The organism is Microbacterium aerolatum (assembly GCF_007988825.1).
Taxonomy (GTDB): domain Bacteria; phylum Actinomycetota; class Actinomycetes; order Actinomycetales; family Microbacteriaceae; genus Microbacterium; species Microbacterium aerolatum.
In genome coordinates, this window is record NZ_BJUW01000004.1 from 59378 (window position 1) to 77942 (window position 18565).

General features: G+C 69.6%; 18 protein-coding genes and 1 tRNA gene. 14 read left to right on the top strand and 5 right to left on the bottom strand.

Going from position 1 to position 18565, the window contains the following annotated elements; all coding sequences use genetic code 11:
• The first annotated feature begins 2 nt into the window (after nt 1–2).
• The 4 genes from MAE01_RS05710 to MAE01_RS05725 are packed head-to-tail and all read left to right on the top strand — an operon-like array spanning nt 3 to nt 4357.
• On the top strand, nt 3–1934 hold the full coding sequence (locus tag MAE01_RS05710; protein WP_147038605.1) for an acetyl/propionyl/methylcrotonyl-CoA carboxylase subunit alpha: 1932 nt from the start codon (nt 3–5) through the stop codon (nt 1932–1934).
• A complete protein-coding gene (locus MAE01_RS05715) occupies nt 1931–3079 on the top strand; it encodes an acyl-CoA dehydrogenase family protein (protein WP_147038606.1) in 1149 nt (382 codons plus the stop codon). The genes MAE01_RS05710 and MAE01_RS05715 overlap by 4 nt, the downstream gene beginning before the upstream one ends.
• Nucleotides 3076–3552 carry a MaoC family dehydratase gene (locus MAE01_RS05720; RefSeq protein ID WP_147038607.1) on the top strand — a complete coding sequence of 159 codons (477 nt, stop codon included), beginning with the start codon at nt 3076–3078 and terminating at the stop codon, nt 3550–3552. The genes MAE01_RS05715 and MAE01_RS05720 overlap by 4 nt, the downstream gene beginning before the upstream one ends.
• The gene (locus MAE01_RS05725; protein WP_147038608.1) at nt 3491–4357 is read left to right on the top strand and encodes an HpcH/HpaI aldolase/citrate lyase family protein; all 867 of its coding nucleotides are present in this window, start codon (nt 3491–3493) and stop codon (nt 4355–4357) included. The genes MAE01_RS05720 and MAE01_RS05725 overlap by 62 nt, the downstream gene beginning before the upstream one ends.
• Nucleotides 4358–4359: 2 nt before the next feature.
• On the opposite strand, the gene MAE01_RS05730 is transcribed toward MAE01_RS05725, so the two are convergent.
• Both MAE01_RS05730 and MAE01_RS05735 read right to left on the bottom strand, forming a co-directional pair.
• Nucleotides 4360–4944, bottom strand: coding sequence for a histidine phosphatase family protein (locus MAE01_RS05730; protein WP_147038609.1), 585 nt, complete (start codon nt 4942–4944; stop codon nt 4360–4362).
• The gene (locus tag MAE01_RS05735; RefSeq protein ID WP_147038610.1) at nt 4941–5780 is read right to left on the bottom strand and encodes a Sir2 family NAD-dependent protein deacetylase; all 840 of its coding nucleotides are present in this window, start codon (nt 5778–5780) and stop codon (nt 4941–4943) included. Before MAE01_RS05735 ends, MAE01_RS05730 begins: the two co-directional genes overlap by 4 nt.
• Nucleotides 5781–5842: 62 nt before the next feature.
• Here MAE01_RS05735 and MAE01_RS05740 point away from each other — a divergent pair, with 62 nt between their 5' ends.
• Nucleotides 5843–6643, top strand: a complete 801-nt coding sequence (locus MAE01_RS05740; protein ID WP_147038611.1) for a TrmH family RNA methyltransferase — start codon at nt 5843–5845, stop codon at nt 6641–6643.
• A gap of 5 nt (nt 6644–6648) precedes the next feature.
• Here the strand turns inward: MAE01_RS05740 and MAE01_RS05745 are convergent, their stop codons facing one another.
• Nucleotides 6649–7479 carry an SGNH/GDSL hydrolase family protein gene (locus tag MAE01_RS05745; protein WP_147038612.1) on the bottom strand — a complete coding sequence of 277 codons (831 nt, stop codon included), beginning with the start codon at nt 7477–7479 and terminating at the stop codon, nt 6649–6651.
• 55 nt (nt 7480–7534) lie between these two features.
• Between MAE01_RS05745 and MAE01_RS05750 the strand changes: the two genes are divergently transcribed.
• Complete coding sequence (locus MAE01_RS05750) at nt 7535–9277, top strand: DEAD/DEAH box helicase (protein WP_147038613.1); 1743 nt, start codon at nt 7535–7537, stop codon at nt 9275–9277.
• 112 nt (nt 9278–9389) lie between these two features.
• Nucleotides 9390–10490 (top strand): VIT1/CCC1 transporter family protein, encoded by a 1101-nt coding sequence (locus tag MAE01_RS05755; RefSeq protein ID WP_147038614.1) that lies wholly within the window; start codon nt 9390–9392, stop codon nt 10488–10490.
• 102 nt (nt 10491–10592) lie between these two features.
• Here MAE01_RS05755 and MAE01_RS05760 read toward each other — a convergent pair.
• A tRNA-Leu gene (locus MAE01_RS05760) sits at nt 10593–10675 on the bottom strand.
• Between the two features lie 109 nt (nt 10676–10784).
• On the opposite strand from MAE01_RS05760, the gene MAE01_RS05765 reads away from it, so the two are divergent.
• On the top strand, nt 10785–12080 hold the full coding sequence (locus tag MAE01_RS05765; protein WP_147038615.1) for a M20/M25/M40 family metallo-hydrolase: 1296 nt from the start codon (nt 10785–10787) through the stop codon (nt 12078–12080).
• A 29-nt stretch (nt 12081–12109) separates the two neighbouring features.
• Entirely contained in the window at nt 12110–12937 is an 828-nt protein-coding gene (locus MAE01_RS05770) for an undecaprenyl-diphosphate phosphatase (protein ID WP_147038616.1), read from the top strand.
• A 15-nt stretch (nt 12938–12952) separates the two neighbouring features.
• Here MAE01_RS05770 and MAE01_RS05775 read toward each other — a convergent pair whose 3' ends face one another.
• Nucleotides 12953–13807: a PAC2 family protein gene (locus MAE01_RS05775; protein ID WP_147038617.1), complete on the bottom strand. Its 855-nt coding sequence runs from the start codon at nt 13805–13807 to the stop codon at nt 12953–12955.
• Between the two features lie 93 nt (nt 13808–13900).
• Between MAE01_RS05775 and MAE01_RS05780 the strand changes: the two genes are divergently transcribed.
• From MAE01_RS05780 to MAE01_RS05800, 5 genes are read left to right on the top strand one after another with little or no spacing between them, the layout of a single operon-like run.
• Entirely contained in the window at nt 13901–14590 is a 690-nt protein-coding gene (locus MAE01_RS05780; RefSeq protein ID WP_267901843.1) for an HAD family hydrolase, read from the top strand.
• On the top strand, nt 14587–15600 hold the full coding sequence (locus MAE01_RS05785; protein WP_147038618.1) for a tRNA (adenine-N1)-methyltransferase: 1014 nt from the start codon (nt 14587–14589) through the stop codon (nt 15598–15600). Before MAE01_RS05780 ends, MAE01_RS05785 begins: the two co-directional genes overlap by 4 nt.
• A gap of 10 nt (nt 15601–15610) precedes the next feature.
• Nucleotides 15611–16585: an FKBP-type peptidyl-prolyl cis-trans isomerase gene (locus MAE01_RS05790; RefSeq protein ID WP_147038619.1), complete on the top strand. Its 975-nt coding sequence runs from the start codon at nt 15611–15613 to the stop codon at nt 16583–16585.
• Nucleotides 16585–17586 carry a helix-turn-helix transcriptional regulator gene (locus MAE01_RS05795; RefSeq protein WP_147038620.1) on the top strand — a complete coding sequence of 334 codons (1002 nt, stop codon included), beginning with the start codon at nt 16585–16587 and terminating at the stop codon, nt 17584–17586. The genes MAE01_RS05790 and MAE01_RS05795 overlap by 1 nt, the downstream gene beginning before the upstream one ends.
• Nucleotides 17586–18557, top strand: coding sequence for a helix-turn-helix transcriptional regulator (locus MAE01_RS05800; protein WP_147038621.1), 972 nt, complete (start codon nt 17586–17588; stop codon nt 18555–18557). The genes MAE01_RS05795 and MAE01_RS05800 overlap by 1 nt, the downstream gene beginning before the upstream one ends.
• Nucleotides 18558–18565: the final 8 nt, after the last annotated feature.

Genomic DNA, 18565 nt, shown 5'->3' on the forward strand with positions numbered 1-18565 from the left:
AGATGGCCGCCTTCGACATCGTGCTCATCGCCAACCGCGGCGAGATCGCGCGACGCATCATCCGCACGGTCCGGGCTCAGGGCCTGCGAAGCGTCGCGGTGTACAGCGATGCGGATGCCGACGCGCCGCACGTGGGTGAGGCCGACTCCGCGGTGCGGATCGGTCCCGCACCGGCGGCCGAGTCGTATCTCGACGTGGATGCCGTCATACGCGCAGCACGCGAGTCCGGGGCGCAGGCGATCCACCCCGGGTACGGTTTCCTCTCCGAGAGCGTCGACCTGGCTCAGGCATGCGCGGCCGCCAGGATCGTGTTCATCGGTCCGTCCGTCGAAGCCCTGCAGATCATGGGCGACAAGGTCACCGCCCGCGAGCAGGTTGCAGCGCGAGGCGTGCCGGTGGTTCCCGGGTTCGATGCCGGCGGACTCTCCGACGACCAGATCGCAGTGCGTGCCACCCAGGTCGGATACCCGCTCCTGGTGAAGCCGAGCGCGGGCGGTGGCGGCAAGGGCATGGAGATCGTGCTCGACGAGGCGCATCTCGATGCCGCTCTGGCCTCGGCCCGTCGCGTGGCCAAGGCGGCGTTCTCGGATGACGCGCTGCTGCTCGAGCGGCTGATCGCCCGGCCGCGCCACATCGAGGTGCAGGTGTTCGGCGACAAGCACGGCGCGGTGGTGGCCATCGGCGACCGCGAATGCACCCTGCAGCGCCGACACCAGAAGGTCATCGAGGAGGCTCCCTCCGCCGGGCTTCCCGACGGCGTGCGCGAGCGGCTGTTCGAGGCTGCGGTCCGCGCCGCGGAGAGCGTCGAGTACGTCGGGGCCGGCACAGTCGAGTTCCTCGTCGACGCCGACGCGCCGGACGAGTTCTTCTTCATCGAGATGAACACGCGGCTGCAGGTGGAGCATCCCGTCACCGAGGCCGTCACGGGGCTCGATCTCGTCGCGCTGCAGCTGTCGGTCGCGGCCGGCGAGGCGCTGCCCGCCGTGCCGCCGGTCACGGGTCACGCCGTCGAGGCGCGCATCTACGCGGAGTCTCCCGAGGGCGGGTTCCTGCCCTCGACCGGCCGGGTGCTGCGATTCGACGCGCCAGCCGGCGTGCGAGTGGATGCCGCGATCGAGACCGGCAGCGAGGTGACCGGGTTCTATGACCCGATGATCGCGAAGATCATCGCCCACGGGCCTGACCGCAGCGCCGCACTCGAGCAGCTCGACGAGGCCCTGTCGCGGACGGTCATCCTGGGCGTCGAGACGAATGTCGGTTTCCTCCGCAGGCTCGTGACGAACGAGCGCGTGATGGCGGGCGACCTCGACACCGGACTGATCGACACGCTGCTGCCGTTCGCCGCCGCGTCACCGTCGCCGCGCATGGTCGCGTCAGCGAGACGGGTGTTGCTGCACGAGACGGAGGCTGCCACGACCCGTCTCGTGCAGGAAACCTCGTCTCGTCGGGCAGGCGGGGTGTGGGCGGCGCTCACCGACGCCGGGGCGGCGGAGGTGGCGTTCCTGACAGACGGCGGGCAGATACTGGATGCCGAGACGGATGCCGAGGCATCCCTTCCGGCGGCGGTGGATGCCGACGGCGCCGTGTGGGTCAGCGAACAGGGCCGCGTCGCCAGGCTGCGTCCGCTCGACCGCCGCGCGCGCATGAAACACCGCCTCGCGGCGCGACAGCCGGAATCCGCGGCGACCGCACCGGAGGCACGCGCCCCGATGCCGGGCAACGTCGTGGCCGTGCACGTCGAGGACGGTGCGACGGTGTCCCAGGGCGAGCCGCTGGTCTCCATCGAGGCCATGAAGATGGAGCATCCGGTGCTCGCGCCGCACGACGGCACCGTCCACCTGCTGGTCGCCGTCGGCGATCAGGCGCGGCGCGGCCAGCCCGTCGCCACCGTCATCCCGCACGCCGAATCCGCAGACTCCGAAGGAGCATCATGACCATCGACCTCACCGAGGAGGAACTCGAACTCAGCGCCATGGTGCGCGAGTTCGCCGACACCGTCGTCGCGCCGCAGGCGTACGAGGCGGACCGTACGCACACGCTGTCGATGGATGTCGTGGCGCAGATGGGCGAGCTCGGCCTGTTCGGTCTGCCGTTCCCGGAGGAGGTCGGCGGACAGGGCGGCGACTACATGGCGCTGGGCCTGGCGATCGAGGCTCTCGGGCGAGTCGACCAGTCCATCGCCATCACCCTCGAGGCGGGCGTGAGCCTCGGTGCGATGCCGATCTTCCGCTTCGGCGACGACGCGCAGCGCGCAGAGCATCTGCCCGACCTGCTCGCCGGTCGTGCCCTCGCCGGATTCGGACTCACCGAGCCCGAGGCGGGCAGTGACGCCGGAGCCACCCGGACCACCGCGCGCCTGGACGGCGACGAGTGGGTCATCGACGGGGCCAAGCAGTTCATCACGAACTCCGGCACGCCGATCACGCGGTTCGTCACCGTCACGGCGGTCACCGACGTGGCCGAGGGGCGCAAGGAGATCTCCACGATCATCGTGCCGAACGGCACGGCCGGGTTCACGGTCGAAGCGCCGTACGACAAGGTCGGCTGGCGTGCCTCCGACACGCACCCGCTGACCTTCGAGGGCGTGCGGGTCCCCGCGTCGAACCTGGTGGGGGAGCGCGGCGCAGGGTTCAAGAACTTCCTCAGCATCCTCGACGAGGGGCGCATCGCGATCGCCGCTCTCGCCACCGGTGCGGCCGAGGGGTGCCTGGAAGCCGCCATCGACTACGCCAAGAGCCGCACGGTCTTCGGCGCCGCTCTCAGCACGCGCCAGAACGCCCAGTTCACGCTGGCGCGCATGCGTGCCCGCGTGCACACCGCTCGCCTCGCCTGGCACCACGCCGCCCGCCTGCGGGATGCCGGCAAGCCGTTCGCCGAGGCGGCCGCGATCGCCAAGCTCGCGGCGGGGGACGCCGCGATGGACAACGCCCGAGACGCCACCCAGATCTTCGGCGGCAACGGGTTCATGAACGAGTTCGCCGTGGGACGGCACTATCGTGACTCGAAGATCCTCGAGATCGGGGAGGGGACGACAGAGGTGCAGCTGCTCGTCATCGCGCGTGGATTGGGACTGATATGACGGCGGACATCCTGCAACGGGGCCTGTACTTCGAGGAGATCGAGGTCGGCGCCCGCTATCTGCACCGTCCAGGCCGCACCGCCACCGAGGCCGACAACGTGCTGTTCACGACGCTCACGATGAACACGCAGGCTCTTCATCTGGATGCCGCGTTCGCCCAGACGCAGGAGTTCGGTCAGCGGCTGATGAACTCGATGTGGACGCTGTCGACCATGGTCGGGGCGTCGGTCGCGCAGCTCACGCAGGGCACGCTCGTCGCGCAGCTCGGGCTCGGGGAGATCGCGTTCCCTCATCCGCTGTTCGCCGGCGACACGCTCTACACCGAGAGCGTCGTGACAGAGAAGCGCCTGTCGAAGTCTCGTCCTGGGCAGGGCATCTGCACGATCGCGCACACCGGCCGCAACCAGGACGATGTCGTCGTCGCCACCGCGACCCGCACCGTGCTCATGCACTGCGTGCCGAAGGAGAACTGAGGTGTTCGAACTCGGTCCTGCCCTGCTGTTCTGCCCTGGCGACCGCCCGGAGCGCTTCGTCAAGGCGGCCGAACGGTCAGATGCCGTGATCCTCGACCTCGAGGATGCGGTGGCCCCTGATGCCAAGGCCGCCGCGCGTGCGCACGTCGCAGCATCCGGTCTCGATCCCGCCCGCGTGATCGTCCGCGTGAACGCGCCGGACACGGCCGAGTTCGACGATGATCTCGCGATGCTCGCCGCATCACCGTTCCGCACTGTGATGGTCGCCAAGACCGAAGATGCCGCCGCTCTCGACCGCTTCGACGAGTCGTACTCGCTGATCGCCCTGTGCGAGACGGCTCGAGGCGTGAGCGAAGCCGCGCGGATCGCGGCGAACGATCGCATCGTAGGGCTCATGTGGGGTGCCGAAGACCTCGTCGCGTCCCTCGGCGGCACTGCCAGTCGCCATGCGGACGGGCGGTACCGCGATGCTGCCCGCTATGCGCGCTCCCGCGTCCTCATCGAGGCGTCAGCCCACGGCAAAGCCGCCATCGACGCCGTGCACATCGACATCGACGACGTCCAGGGCCTGGCCGCGGAGGCCGAGGATGCCGCGGCCTCCGGATTCCGTGCGACGGCGTGCATCCATCCGGGACAGGTGGCGACGATCCGCTCCGCGTACGCGCCGGATGCCCAGACACTGGCCTGGGCGCGAGAGATTCTCGCTGCGGCCGAGGGGGAGCGGGGCGTGTTCCGCTTCCGCGGGCGGATGATCGACGAACCACTGCTGCGGCACGCCAGGGCGGTGTCGGCGCGCGGCGCCTGAACTCAGATCGCGATCGGCTCGAGCAGCCGGAGGATCCCGGGACCGGCCTCGAACCGGTGCAGCGATCCGTTGCGCAGTACGTCGCCTTCGCGCGGCAGCGACCCGCTGGAGGCGTGGTGCAGGAGCGAGCGGATCACGCCGCCGTGCGTGACGACGATGACCGATTCCGCGACGGGAGCCGAACGGCGCCGCGACTCGCGGGCGATGACGTCCAGCGCGCCGAGGGCGCGATCGCGGACGGTGTCCAGGGACTCGGCCCCGCTCGGCGCGGAGTGCCAGTCGCGGAAGCGCTCCAGGTACTCGGCGACCAGCAGCCCTTCGCCCTCGCCGAACTCGCGCTCGCGCATGTCGTGAGTCGTCGCAGGGGCCACCATGCCGAGTCGCTCCGCAATGATGCGGGCGGTTTCGTGGGCGCGCACCAGCGGGCTCGCGTAGATGGCGTGATGAGAAGTGCCGCTCAGGAGCTCAGCCGCGGCCAGAGCGTCCGCACGACCGGTCTCGTTCAGCGGGATGTCGGTGGAGCCCTGGATCCGGCGTGCGAGGTTCCAGTCGGTCTGACCGTGCCGGACGAGGGTGATGAGAGTCATGACAGCAGTTCCTTCAGCGCGGGGAGCACATCGCCGGTGCCGCCGGGCAGCACGACGTGCGCCCACGGGTCCGCACGCGTCGGCTCGTGGTTGACGATGATGAGCGGGATGCCGCGGCGGCGAGCGCGCTCGACGAGGCGCACGCCGGAGTTCACGACCAGCGATGATCCCGCCACGATCAGCGCCTCACTGCCCCGCAGCAGCGACTCCGCCGCACGGAAGCGGTCGGCAGGCACGAACTCGCCGAAGAAGACGACGTCGGGCTTGAGCATCCCGCCGCAGATCGTGCAGGTCGGGACGATGAATCCGTCACTGCTCTCCGGCGCGACGTCGCCGTCCGGGTTCATCACGATGTTCTCGGGGACCGTGATCCAGGGGTTCAGCTGTTCGATCTGCGCGGCGATGTCGCGGCGGTCGAAGACCTGACCGCAGTGCAGGCACAGCACGCGGCGCATGGTGCCGTGCACTTCGACCACCCGTGCGCTGCCTGCGCGCAGGTGCAGTCCGTCGACGTTCTGCGTGATGACTCCGGAGACGACGCCGTCGCGCTCCATCTCGGCCAGCGCGATGTGCCCGGAGTTCGGCTGCGCCGACGCGAAGGTGCGCCAGCCGAGGTGGCCGCCGATCCAGTAACGTCTGCGCGCCGCCTCGTCGGCGAGGTAGCGCTGGCCGGTCATCGGGTCGGCGCGTGTGCGCGCACCCTCGCCGCGGTACGCCGGGATGCCGGAGTCCGTCGAGATGCCGGCGCCGGTGAGCACGGCGATCCTGCGGCCGCGGAGGAGGTCTGCGGACCTCTCGATGCCGGCAGACAGCTCGGCACTGGTCGTCACGCTCACGGAACCTCCCAGACGAGTCTACGCGGCACGGCGTGCACGACGGCGATGGCAGAGTTGTCTGCATGCACATCGAGCACGTCGCGGACGCCGCCGATCCACGGCTCGCCGACTACCGGAACCTCACCGACACGGCGCTGCGCCGTGTCCAGGAGCCGGCCGGCGGCCTGTACATCGCCGAGTCGGCGAAGGTCATCGAACGCGCGATCGCGGCAGGACACGCGCCTCGATCGGTGCTGGCCCAGCAGCGGTGGGTCACCGGACTCGAGCAGCTGCTCGCCGACACCGATACGCCGGTGTACGTGGTGCCGGACAGCGTCGCCGAGCAGGTGACCGGCTTCGCCGTGCACCGCGGCGCGCTCGCTTCGATGCACCGTCCCGTCCAGCCACAGCTCGACGAGCTCCTGCGGGACGCGCGCACGGTGCTCGTCCTCGAGGATCTCATCGAGCACACCAACGTCGGGGCGGCGTTCCGCGCGGCCGCCGGCCTCGGAGCGGATGTCGTGATCGTCACGGCACGCTGCGCCGACCCGCTCTACCGGCGCAGCGTGAAGGTGAGCATGGGCACCGTGTTCCAGGTGCCGTGGACCAGGATCGACGACTGGGACAGTGCAGCGCTGACGCTGCGCGAGTGCGGATTCGAACTGGCTGCCCTCGCCCTGAGCGACGACGCCGTGCCCCTGGACGTGTACGCGGCGACGCGGCCGGAGCGGGTGGCTCTCGTCCTCGGCACGGAGGGCGACGGTCTCTCCCGGACCGTGCTGGATGCCGCGGACGCGGTCATCACGATCCCGATGCGCGGCGGGGTTGACTCGCTGAACGTCGCCTCAGCAGCGGCCGTCGCGCTGTGGGCGCTGGCGCGCTGAGCCTGCTACTCGCCGTCGGCGACGAAGAACACCGGAGACGGCTCCGGCCGCTTGGCCGTGACCAGGTCTCCGGAGGACTGATGGCGAAGGCGCCGCAGCACCCACGGCACGAGGTGCTCGCGCGCCCAGCCGAGATCTCCCGCGCGCGCCTCACGCCAGGTGCGCGCCGGCAGCGGGTCCGGCTGCATCGCCTGCAGCTCGTTCGGCACGTTGAGGGCGCGGAGCACCATGCGGGCGACCTCGTGATGTCCGAGCGCGTTGTAGTGCAGCCGGTCGTCGTCGAAGAACCGCGAGTCCTGCACGGTCTTCAGCGCCCACTGGTCGGCGACGATGCAGTCGTGCCGTTCGGCGATAGCGCGCACGTTCTCGTTGTAGATCGCGACCTTGCCCCGGAACGCCCTGAACACCGGGGTGAACCCGGTGTCGATGCCGGTGAACAGCACAATGGCCGCGCCGGTGGATGAAAGACGAGACACCGCGTCGTCGAGCTGCGCGGCGATGTCGTCCGGGTCCGTACCGGGGCGGATGACGTCGTTGCCGCCGGCGCAGATCGACACGAGATCCGGGCGCAGCGCGACCGCGGGCTCGATCTGGTCGGCGACGATCTGGGCGATGAGCTTGCCGCGAACGGCGAGGTTCGCATACGCGAAGTCATCGGCCTGCGCAGCCAGTACCTCGGCGACCCTATCGGCCCAGCCGCGGTGACCGCCGGGTGCGTTCGGGTCCGGGTCGCCGATGCCCTCGGTGAACGAGTCACCTACGGCCACGAACCGGTGCCACGGGTGCGGACCCACGTTCGCGATGTACGGGGTACGGGGCGATTCCTGATCGGTCATCACGCTCTCCTTCGACAGAGGACGAGCCTACCTTCCGAGCGTTACCCTTGATTCGATGCTCTCTCCGTCCTTCCCTCAGCGCGCCCCGTGGGGGACGGCGGACAAGCTCCGCGCCTGGCAGCGGGAGGCGCTCGACCTTTATTTCGCGCGTGACCAGCGGGACTTCCTCGTCGCGGCCACACCGGGCGCCGGCAAGACCACGTTCGCGCTCACCCTCGCCGTCGAACTGCTGCGGATGGGCGAGGTGAACCGCGTCATCGTGGTCGCGCCGACCGAGCATCTGAAGACGCAGTGGGCGGATGCCGCAGCACGCGTGCACATCCGCCTCGATCCGCGATTCCGGAACAGCCACTGGGCGCCGTCCCGGCAGTACCACGGCGTCGTGGTCACCTACGCGCAGGTGGCAGCCAAGCCCCCGGTGCACCGGCATCTCACGGAAGACGCCAAGACGCTGGTGATCCTCGACGAGGTGCACCACGGCGGTGACGCGCTGAGCTGGGGTGACGGCATCCGCGAGGCCTACGCATCCGCGAAGCGCCGACTCTCCCTGTCCGGAACGCCGTTCCGCAGCGACACGGCCCCTATTCCGTTCGTCACCTACGCGCCCGACGAATCGGGTGCCCGCATCTCGACCACCGACTACGCCTACGGCTACGGGCGCGCCCTCGCCGACGGCGTCGTCCGCCCCGTGCTGTTCCACATGTACTCGGGCAAGATGCGCTGGCGCACCAGCGCAGGTGATGAGCTCGAAGCGCACCTCGGGCAGGACAACACCAAGGATGTCACGTCCCAGGCCTGGCGCACGGCCCTCGACCCCGAGGGCGAATGGATGCCGGCGGTGCTGTCCGCTGCCGACCGGCGGCTCACCGAGATCCGCCAGCACGTGCCGGATGCCGGGGGACTGGTGCTGGCGACCGACCAGACGGTGGCCCGCGCGTACGCCAAGATCCTGCACAGCCTGACGGGTCAGCAGCCGACGATCGTCCTCTCCGACGACGCCACCGCATCGGAGCGGATCGAGAAGTTCAGCCAGAACGACAGCCGCTGGATGGTCGCGGTGCGCATGGTGTCCGAGGGAGTCGACGTGCCCCGCCTGGCGGTCGGCGTCTACGCGACCTCGTCGTCGACCCCGCTGTTCTTCGCGCAGGCGATCGGCCGGTTCGTGCGTGCGCGTCGGCGCGGTGAGGCCGCCAGCGTCTTCCTGCCCAACGTCCCCGTGCTGATGGGGCTCGCCAACGAGCTCGAGAAGCAGCGCGATCACGCCCTCGACCGGCAGAGCAAGGACGACGACGGCCTCGAGGACTCGCTGCTGGAGAGCGCGAACCGCGAGGAGGAGGCCTCCGACGCCCTCACGCAGGAATTCAGCTACCAGGCGATCTCCTCACTGGCACACTTCGACCGCGTCGTGTTCGAGGGGCAGGAGTTCGGGCAGCTCGCCGAACCCGGGACGCCCGAGGAGGAGGAGTTCATCGGCATCCCAGGGCTCCTCGAGCCGGAACACGTGCACGAACTCCTGATGCAGCGCCAGTCCCGGCAGTCGAAGCTCCGCGCCGCACGCGAGGCGACCGAGGGGCCAGAGCCCACCACCACGCTGCCGCAGCCGCTGCACCGCACGCTGCGCGAGCAGCGGCAGCTGCTCAACAGCCTGGTCGGGCTGTACGCGCGTCAGGCCGGCGAACCGCACGGCGCCGTGCACGCCGAGCTGCGCCGGCTCTGCGGCGGTCCGGCCGTGGCTCAGGCGACCGTCGCGCAGCTGCAGCAGCGCATCGAGCTGCTGCGCAAGCGCGTTCGCTCCTGAGCTGTTAGGAAACCCGAAATGCTGACAATCCGGGCTTTCGCGGCATCCAGGTCGAAGCGCGCCGATAGCGTTGAAAGCGCCCGAACACCCCTTCCCCTGATCCGGAGGACACATGAGCGCGCCTGCAGACGCGGAGCCGACCGAGGCTGACCGCCGCCGCTGGGCGCGCTACCTCGTCGAGGAGCGCGCGGAGGGCCTCGTGTACCAGAAGCTCGCCGATCGCCGATCCGGTGAGGAGCGGCAGATCCTGCAGAGCCTCGCCGACGCGGAGCGGCGCCACGAGCAGCACTGGCTCGATCTGCTCGGCAGCGAGCCCTCGCGACTTCCGAGCGCCGGTCTGCGTTCTCGTCTGCTCGGCTGGATGGCCGGTCATTTCGGCTGGATCTTCGTGCTGGTGCTGGCACAGAGCGCAGAAGCGCGCTCACCATACGACACCGAGTCGTATGCGACGCCGGCGATGCGCGCGGACGAGAAGATCCACTACGAGGTGGTGCGCGGCCTCGCCGCACGTGGCAGGCGACGGCTGTCCGGATCGTTCCGTGCCGCGGTCTTCGGCGCGAACGACGGCCTGGTCAGCAACCTCGCGCTCGTGCTCGGGATCGGCGCCACCGGCGTCTCATCGAGCTTCGTGCTGTTCAGCGGCATCGCCGGCCTGCTCGCCGGCGCGCTCTCCATGGGAGCGGGGGAGTTCGTCTCCGTCCGATCGCAGCGGGAGCTCCTGGCGTCCACCGAGGCCAACGAGGATGCCGCGCTGTCGGCCGGAGATCTCGACATCGACGAGAACGAACTGGCGCTCGTGTACCGCGCACGCGGCATGGACCAGGCCGAAGCCCTGGCGCGCTCGCGCCGCATCATCGCGGCAGCGCAGGAGGGCGTTCGCCGATCCGCGACCGGACCGATCCGCGCACACGCGCCATCGAACGACCACGAGCTGATCGGCAGCGACTGGACCGCCGCGCTGTCCAGCTTCCTGCTGTTCTCGTCAGGGGCGATCGTGCCCGTGCTGCCGTGGATCTTCGGTCTGCAGGGCCTCACCGCGATCCTCGTCGCCCTGCTGTTGGTCGGCGTCGCACTGCTCGCGACCGGAGCGGCCGTGGGCATCCTCTCCGGCGGCCCGCCGCTGCGACGTGCGCTGCGCCAGCTCGCGATCGGATTCGGCGCAGCCGCGATCACGTACGCGCTCGGGCTGGTGTTCGGCGTCGGCGCGGTGTGAGGCCAGCGCGGTGTGAGGCCGGCGCGGTGTGAGGCCGGCGCGGTGTGAGGCCGGTGTATCCGGATACAAGAAAAGCCCCCGTCAGGGGGCTTTTCTCTGCTGTGCGCGGAGGGGGACTTGAACCCCCACGCCCTTACGGGCACTACGACCTCAACGTAGCGCGTCTACCATTCCGCCACCCGCGCAGGTGGTGAAGGTCGTTGCCGACCGAAGAGAAACATTACCAGGTTTCCCGAGGGGCAACGAACCGGCCCGTGGCCCGGGCGCGCCGCGGCGCTTCGATAGCCTGGAGTCATGCCCGAGCCCCAGCATCCCGAAGTCGCGCGCGTCGCGCGGGACCTGATCCGCATCGACACCTCCAACTTCGGCGGCGGCAAGGCGGCGGGGGAGCGGGAGGCCGCCGAGTACGTCGGAGCGTACCTCGAGGGACTGGGGCTCAAGACCCACTACTACGAGGCCGCTCCGCGCCGCACCAACGTGATGGCACGCGTGTCCGGTCGGGATTCAAGCAAGCCCGCCCTGGTCCTGCACGGCCACCTGGACGTGGTCCCGGCCATGCCGGAGGACTGGACGGTCGACCCCTTCGCGGGCGAGATCCGCGACGGGATGCTGTGGGGACGCGGCGCCGTCGACATGAAGAACATGGATGCCATGATCCTCACCGCCGTCGCCGACCTCCTGCGCGCGGGGGAGCAGCCGGAGCGCGACCTGGTGCTGGCGTTCTTCGCCGACGAGGAGAACGGCGGCGTCGAGGGCTCGACACAGGTCATCAAGAACCACCCCGAGTGGTTCGCCGGGGCCACCGAGGCGATCAGCGAGGTCGGCGGCTACTCGATCACGGTCGACGACCGCCGCGCCTACCTGCTTCAGGTGGGGGAGAAGGCCCTCATCTGGATCCGCCTGGTCGCCAAGGGCCGCGCCGGGCACGGCAGCCGGCTCCACGAGGACAACTCGGTGGTCAAGCTCGCGGAGGCCGTCGCGGCGATCGGTCGGACGCGCTGGCCGATCCGGCTCACGCCGACGACGACGGCGCTGCTGCAGGGGCTCAGCGATCTCACCGGACGGCCTGTGAGCGACCCGGACGCGCTTGCCGCGGCATCCGGGCCCGCCGAGGCGTTCCTGCGTTCCACGTTCCGAACCACCACCAATCCGACGGTGCTGTCCGCCGGGTACAAGCACAACGTCATCCCGGAGCGCGCAGAGGCGCTGATCGACGTCCGCGTGATCCCCGGCACCGAGGACGAGGTGCTCGCCGAGCTTCAGGGCATCGTCGGTGACGAGATCGTCATCGAGACCGTCGTGCGCGACATCGGCATGGAGACGCCGTTCTCGGGCGGTCTCGTCGACGCCATGGTGTCCTCCCTCGGCCGCCACGACCCCGGCGTCCCGGTGATCCCGTATCTGCTCGGGGCCGGCACCGACAACAAGGCGCTGTCGCGGCTCGGCATCACAGGGTACGGCTTCGCGCCGCTGCGTCTGCCTGCGGATCTCGACTTCACGGGGATGTTCCACGGCGTCGACGAGCGCGTCCCCGTAGAATCGCTTGTCTTCGGTCAGCAGGTTCTGATCGATCTGCTGCGCTCTTACTGACGCGCAGCCGCTCTATAGAAAGCCTCTCCATGCACCTGCTCGAAGCGCTGTTCCTTGGAATCATCCAGGGACTCACCGAGTTCCTCCCGATCTCATCGAGTGCGCACCTGCGCATCGTCGGCACCTTCACCGGCTCCGGCGAGGACCCGGGAGCGGCGTTCACCGCGATCACGCAGATCGGCACCGAGGCCGCCGTGGTCGTGTTCTTCTGGCGGGACATCGTCCGCATCATCGGGCACTGGTTCCGCTCGCTGACCGGAAAGCTGCCCCGCAACGACCCCGATGCGCGGATGGGGTGGCTCATCATCATCGGCAGCATCCCGATCGTCCTGCTCGGGCTGCTCTTCCAGGACCAGATCGAGACGGTGCTCCGGTCGATGTGGATCGTCGCCATCATGCTCATCGTCTTCGGCATCCTGCTCGGCATCGCCGATCACGTGGGCGCGAAGCGCCGCAAGCTCGATCAGATCACCTACCCGCACGGCATCTTCTTCGGTCTTGCGCAGGCGCTCGCGCTGATCCCGGGTGTCTCGCGATCCGGCGGCACGATCACCATGGGGCTGTTCCTGGGTTACGAGCGTGCCGCGGCCGCCCGTTACGCGTTCCTGCTGGCGATCCCCGCCGTGTTCGGCAGCGGCTTCTTCCAGCTGTTCAAGAGCTGGGATGCGCCGGATCAGTACTTCACGATGGGCGAGACGATCGCCGCGACGGGCATCGCGTTCGTCGTCGCGCTCGGCGTGATCGCGTTCTTCATGAGCTGGATCTCGAAGCGCAGCTTCCTGCCGTTCGTGATCTACCGGATCCTGCTCGGCGTCACTCTGCTGATCCTGCTCGGCACCGGAGTGCTCGCAGGCTAGCGGAGTGCTCGCAGGTCAGCGCTTGCGGTCGCCTGGGCCGTCGTCGCGGCGGCGCAGGTAGCGTTCGAAAGCCTGGGCGATCGCATCGCCGGAGGCCTCGGGGGAGTCCCAGGTGTCGCGCGTGCGCTCGAGCTGGTGGATGTACTCGGTCATCTCCTCGTCGTCCGCCGCGGCCGCGTCGATCGACGCCTCCCAGGTGGCGGCATCCGTGCGGAGCCGCTCGCGCGGGAAGTCCACGCCGGTCAGCTCCTCCAGCCGGTCGAGCAGGGCGAGGGTCGCCTTCGGGGACGGGGCGGCGGATGCCACATAGTGCGGCACGCTCGCCCACAGGGTGGCGCTCGGGATGCCGGCGCCTTCGGCGAAATGCTCGATCACGCTGAGGATGCCGACCGGCCCCTCGTACAGCGACCGTTCGAGGCCGAGCGTCTCGCGAGCCTGCTCGTTCGAACTCGCGGCGAAGATCGAGATCGGGCGGGTGTGCGGGACGTCCGAGAGCATCGCGCCGAGCAGGATGAAGCCGCTGACGTCGTCGCGCAGGGCGACATCGATGAACTCGTTCGCGAACGCCTGCCAGGTGCGAGCCGGCTCCACGCCGGTGAGCAGCCAGAACTCCGGTTCACCGTCTGTGCGTTCGGCGCGCGGACGCCAGAGCGACGCCTCCGGCCAGCGCAGCTCGCGCCTGCCCGTGGCATCCATCTTGGAAGACGGCCGGGTGTACTGATAGTCGAAGTAGAGCTCCGGATCGACGGTGTGGACGAGTTCGTAGTCCGCGCTCTCGCGCAGCACCTCGATCGCGCCGCTGGCTGCCTCGCCGGCGTCGTTCCAGCCGTCGAAGGCGACTATGACGATGCGATCTCCGAGTGCATCCATCCGGGTCTCTCCCTTCGACGGCGGAATGCGGCTATCCCTCAAGGCTAGTCCGCGCCCAGCCGACGTGGTGCATCGCCCGGATAGCATGGTCGGGTGAGTCACAAGCCGCAGGCAGTCCTCTGGGACATGGATGGAACACTGGTCGACACGGAGCCGTATTGGATGGCGGCCGAAACGGCCCTGGTGGAGTCGTTCGGCGGCACGTGGAGTCACGAGCAGGCGATCCAGCTCGTCGGGAACGGGCTGTTGGACAGCGCGCGGATGCTGCGCGATGCGGGAGTCGACATGGCGCCGGACGCGATCGTCGCGCACCTGACCGAAGAGGTCAGGACCGCTCTGGCCACCCAGGGCGTGCCCTTCCGCCCCGGTGCACGCGAACTGCTGCGCGACCTCCAGGCGGCCGGCATCCGCACCGCGCTGGTGACGATGTCGCTGCGACGGATGGCGCGCAGCGTCGTCGACCTGATGGACTTCGACGCGTTCGAGCACATCGTCGCCGGTGACGACGCCGAGCACCCGAAGCCGCATCCCGCGCCCTATCTGCAGGCTGCCGACCTGCTCGGCATCGACATCGCCGACGCGCTGGTGATCGAGGACTCCGTCACGGGGCTGCGTTCCGGCCTCGCCTCCGGTGCCGTAGCACTGGGCGTGCCGCACATGATCCCTCTCGACGACGCCGGCGCACACGCCCTGTGGCCGACGCTCGAAGGGCGCACGGCCGGCGATATCGCCGATGTGTTCTCCTCCGTGCGCACGCAGCAGCGCGAAGAGGCACTGCGTTGAGCGCGGCGTCGCGCCCGAGCGGCCCGTTCCGCGTCGGGGATCGCGTGCAGCTGACCGGCCCCAAGAACCGACTGCACACCGTCACCCTCGTCGAGGACGGCGAGATGCACACGCACCACGGTGTGCTGTTCCACCGCGATCTCATCGGCCTTCCCGACGGCTCGGTCGTCGCCAACAGCTCGGGCCACGAATACCTCGCCCTGCGGCCGCTGCTGCGCGACTTCGCGATGTCGATGCCCCGTGGTGCTGCGATCGTCTACCCGAAGGACGCCGCGCAGATCGTGATGCAGGCCGACATCTTCCCGGGCTCCACGGTCGTCGAGGCCGGGGTCGGGTCCGGTGCGCTGTCGCTGTCACTGCTGCGTGCGATCGGACCGGCGGGTCGCCTGGTCTCCTTCGAGCGCCGCGAGGACTTCGCCGAGGTCGCCCGCTCCAACGTCGAGACGTTCTTCGGCGCAACGCCGGAGACCTGGGAGGTCGTGGTCGGCGATCTGCTCGACGCGCTGCCGCAGACGCAGCCCGCCGGAAGCGTGGATCGCGTGGTCCTCGACATGCTGGCGCCCTGGGAGGTCATGGATGCCGTCGCCGAGGCCCTGACGCCTGGGGGAGTGGTGCTCTGCTACGTCGCGACCGCGACCCAGCTGTCGCGCGTGGCCGAGTACATCCGCGGCACGGGCTGCTTCACCGATCCCGACGCCTCCGAGACGATGGTGCGGGGATGGCACGTGGAGGGCCTGGCTGTGCGTCCGGACCACCGCATGGTCGCTCACACCGGCTTCCTCCTGACCGCGCGGCGACTCGCACCGGGAACTGTGGCGCCGGAGGTCAAGCGACGCGCCTCGAAGTCGAGCTACGGCGACGAGGACGTCGAACTGTGGACCCCCGGAGCCGTCGGCGACCGCGACATCACGGACAAGAACCTGCGCAAGCGCGCGCGGGAGGCGGCCAAGGCCGCCGACGGTGCGCGCCAGGCCGCCGCGTCGCGCGACGCCGAGGACCGATCGCAATAGACTGGAGCGCGTGCGTAAATCCTCAGCCGCTCTGGCCACACTCGCCCTTGCCGCCGTCGCTCTGACGGGATGCGCGGCCGGGCCCTCATTCGACGGCGCGGCATGCGATCGCGCGGCATCCTCGAGCGGTATCGAGGACCTCGCCAACATCACGGGCGACGTCGGTAGCAAGCCCGATGTCGAGCTGTTCACGCCGATCGGCGGTCAGTCCAGCACGTTCGGCGACATCGTCGTCGGTTCCGGCCCCGCCCTCACCAACTCCACGCAGAGCGCCGTGTTCGAGTTCTCGCTGTTCTCCGGGGAGACCGGCGAGCCGGTGGCCGCCACCGCGTACGACGACGACCGCGCCCAGCTGGCCAGCGTCGGGTACTGGGCTCAGACCGTCCCGGCATTCGGCAACGCGCTGGAATGCGCGACCGAGGGCTCGCGCGTGCTCGCCGTCGTCTCGCCCGAGGACTTCGGCGCCCAGAACCTCAGCAGTTTCGGCCTCGAAGCGGATGAGCCGGTCGTCGCGGTGTTCGATGTGGTGAGGACCTTCCCGAGCCGCGCCGAGGGTGCGCTGCAGTACAACGACGCGTCCGGCATGCCCACGGTGGTGCGCGCTCCCGACGGCCGTCCCGGCATCATCGTGCCGGACGGCGACGCTCCCACCGACCTCGAAGTGCAGACCCTGATCAAGGGCGACGGCGCCACAGTCGCCGAGGACGACACCCTGCTCGTCAACTACACCGGGGTCACCTGGGACGACCGCGAGGTCTTCGACTCGTCCTGGGACCGGGGAGCGGCGACCTTCGACCTGGCGAACCTCATCCCCGGGTTCACGCAGGGCCTGACGGGTCAGACCGTCGGCTCGCAGGTGCTCATCGTGGTTCCGCCGGAGCTCGGCTACGGCGAACAGGGCAGCGGCGCGGTACCCGCGAACGCGACGCTCGTGTTCGTCGTCGACATCCTCGGCATCGATCCGCCGGCCTCCTCGCAGCAGTGATGGCCGCCCGCATCCCCCCGGAGGAGCGTCAGACGAATCTCGTCGTGGCGCTGATGGCCACGGAGATCGGGCTCACCAAACAGCAGATCCTCGACAGCGTGTCCGGGTATCGTCAACGAGTCGAATCCGGCGGCAGGACCGACGCCCTGGAGAAGATGTTCGAGCGCGACAAGGACGAGCTTCGCGCACTGGGCGTCCCGATCGAGACGATCGGCGACTCGAGCGATCCGAACGATCTGCGCGAGGCGCGCTACCGGATCCCGAAGGCGGAGTACGACCTCCCGGCGGACATCTCGTTCAGCCCCGCCGAACTGGCAGTGCTTCAACTCGCCGGCAGCGTGTGGAGTGCGGAGTCGGCCTCCGCCGATGCCCAGGCCGGGGTTCGCAAGATCCGGGCTCTCGGCATAGACGGCGATGAGCCGATCATCGGCTTCGCCCCGCGGATCACGGCACGCGAGAGCAGCTTCGCGCCGCTGCAGGCCGCGATCGAGGAGTGCAGGGTGGTGACCTTCGACTACCTCAAGCCCGGGGAGCAGTCGCCCCGCCGACGCAAGGTGCAGCCGCTTGCGCTGCTGGACTTCGAGGCGCGCTGGCACGTCTATGGCGTCGACCTCGACGCCGACGGCGACCGCACGTTCCTGCTCAGTCGCATCGTCGGCGACGTCACGGTGACGCGCACGAGCTTCGATCCCGCTCTCCGCGACGGCGCAGGCGACCGCGCCCTCGCCGGCCTGAACGAGGTCGCGGCGCGCAACTCCGCACTGCTGGAGATCACGCCCGGCACAGAGGCGGCGCTGCGACTCGGCCGGCGGGCGAAGAGTGAGACCCAGGGATACAGCGTGCCCTACGTCGACCTGCACATCTTCGCCGACGAGCTCGCCTCTTACGGACCGGAGGTCCGCGTCGTCGAGCCTGCCGCGCTGCGGGATGCCGTCGTGGCGCGTCTCACGGCGATCGTGGCGGCGCACGGCTCGGCTTCGAACGGTGTGGGAGGCGCGTGATGGCGGACAAGACCAAGCCCCTGCTCGCGGCGGATCGGGTGCGCGCGTATCTGACTCTCGTGCCGTATCTGCTCGAGCGCGGGGAGGTGTCGCTGGACGAAGCCGCCCGCGAGTTCGACGTGTCCGTCGACGACATGCGCGGCATGGTCGAGAAGCTCACCGTGATCGGGCTGCCCGGCGACAGCGGCTACTGGCAGCAGCCGCAGGAGCTGTTCGACATCAACTGGGATCTGCTCGATGAAGAAGGCATCATCGAGATCACGAACGATGTCGGCCTGCGCCGCGTGCCCCGATTCACCGCCCGTGAGGCGGCTGCTCTGCTCGCGGGCCTCCAGATGGTCGCGGCCGTGCCTGCTGTATCCGATCCGGGTCTGGTCGCCGGACTCATCGCCAAGCTGTCGCGTGCTGCCGCGAACGCGCCCGCAGACGTCGTCATAGCGCCCAGCGCGGTAGACGAGGTGCGCGATGCCGTGTCGGCTGCGTTGCGTGAGAGCGTGGCGGTGTCGTTCCGCTATCAGGCGCCGGATGCCGAGCCCACCACCCGCACCGTCGACCCGGTGCAGGTGCTGATCACCAATGGCCAGTGGTACCTGCAGGGATGGTGCCACATGCGCCGCGCGATGCGCACGTTCCACCTGGACCGCGTCAGCGAACCGCAGCTCACCGACATCGCGATCACTCATGCGGATGCGCCTGTGCCCGACGCCTTCGGCACAGCCGGAGACGACACCGCGGTCACTGTGCGCCTGCCCCGCCGGCTGGTGCCCCTTCTTGGCGACTACGTGCGGGCGGACAACTCCCAGGACGACGGCGATCACTTGCTCGTGAGCATCCGCCTGTCCGATCCGCGCGGGATCAAACGCGTCGCAGGGCGGTTCGGTGGGCAGCTCCAAGTGCTCGATCCCGAAGTCGCACGCGCGGCTGCGCGGGACTGGGCGATGGCGGGACTCGCCCTGTACGGGAGGCCGTGATATGGCAT

Coding starts and splice junctions, on each gene's coding strand:
- MAE01_RS05710 (WP_147038605.1), top strand. CDS start 3: ATGGCCGCCTTCGACATCGTGCTCATCGCCAACCGCGGCGAGATCGCG.
- MAE01_RS05715 (WP_147038606.1), top strand. CDS start 1,931: ATGACCATCGACCTCACCGAGGAGGAACTCGAACTCAGCGCCATGGTG.
- MAE01_RS05720 (WP_147038607.1), top strand. CDS start 3,076: ATGACGGCGGACATCCTGCAACGGGGCCTGTACTTCGAGGAGATCGAG.
- MAE01_RS05725 (WP_147038608.1), top strand. CDS start 3,491: ATGTCGTCGTCGCCACCGCGACCCGCACCGTGCTCATGCACTGCGTGC.
- MAE01_RS05730 (WP_147038609.1), bottom strand. CDS start 4,944: ATGACTCTCATCACCCTCGTCCGGCACGGTCAGACCGACTGGAACCTC.
- MAE01_RS05740 (WP_147038611.1), top strand. CDS start 5,843: ATGCACATCGAGCACGTCGCGGACGCCGCCGATCCACGGCTCGCCGAC.
- MAE01_RS05745 (WP_147038612.1), bottom strand. CDS start 7,479: ATGACCGATCAGGAATCGCCCCGTACCCCGTACATCGCGAACGTGGGT.
- MAE01_RS05750 (WP_147038613.1), top strand. CDS start 7,535: ATGCTCTCTCCGTCCTTCCCTCAGCGCGCCCCGTGGGGGACGGCGGAC.
- MAE01_RS05755 (WP_147038614.1), top strand. CDS start 9,390: ATGAGCGCGCCTGCAGACGCGGAGCCGACCGAGGCTGACCGCCGCCGC.
- MAE01_RS05765 (WP_147038615.1), top strand. CDS start 10,785: ATGCCCGAGCCCCAGCATCCCGAAGTCGCGCGCGTCGCGCGGGACCTG.
- MAE01_RS05770 (WP_147038616.1), top strand. CDS start 12,110: ATGCACCTGCTCGAAGCGCTGTTCCTTGGAATCATCCAGGGACTCACC.
- MAE01_RS05775 (WP_147038617.1), bottom strand. CDS start 13,807: ATGGATGCACTCGGAGATCGCATCGTCATAGTCGCCTTCGACGGCTGG.
- MAE01_RS05795 (WP_147038620.1), top strand. CDS start 16,585: ATGGCCGCCCGCATCCCCCCGGAGGAGCGTCAGACGAATCTCGTCGTG.
- MAE01_RS05800 (WP_147038621.1), top strand. CDS start 17,586: ATGGCGGACAAGACCAAGCCCCTGCTCGCGGCGGATCGGGTGCGCGCG.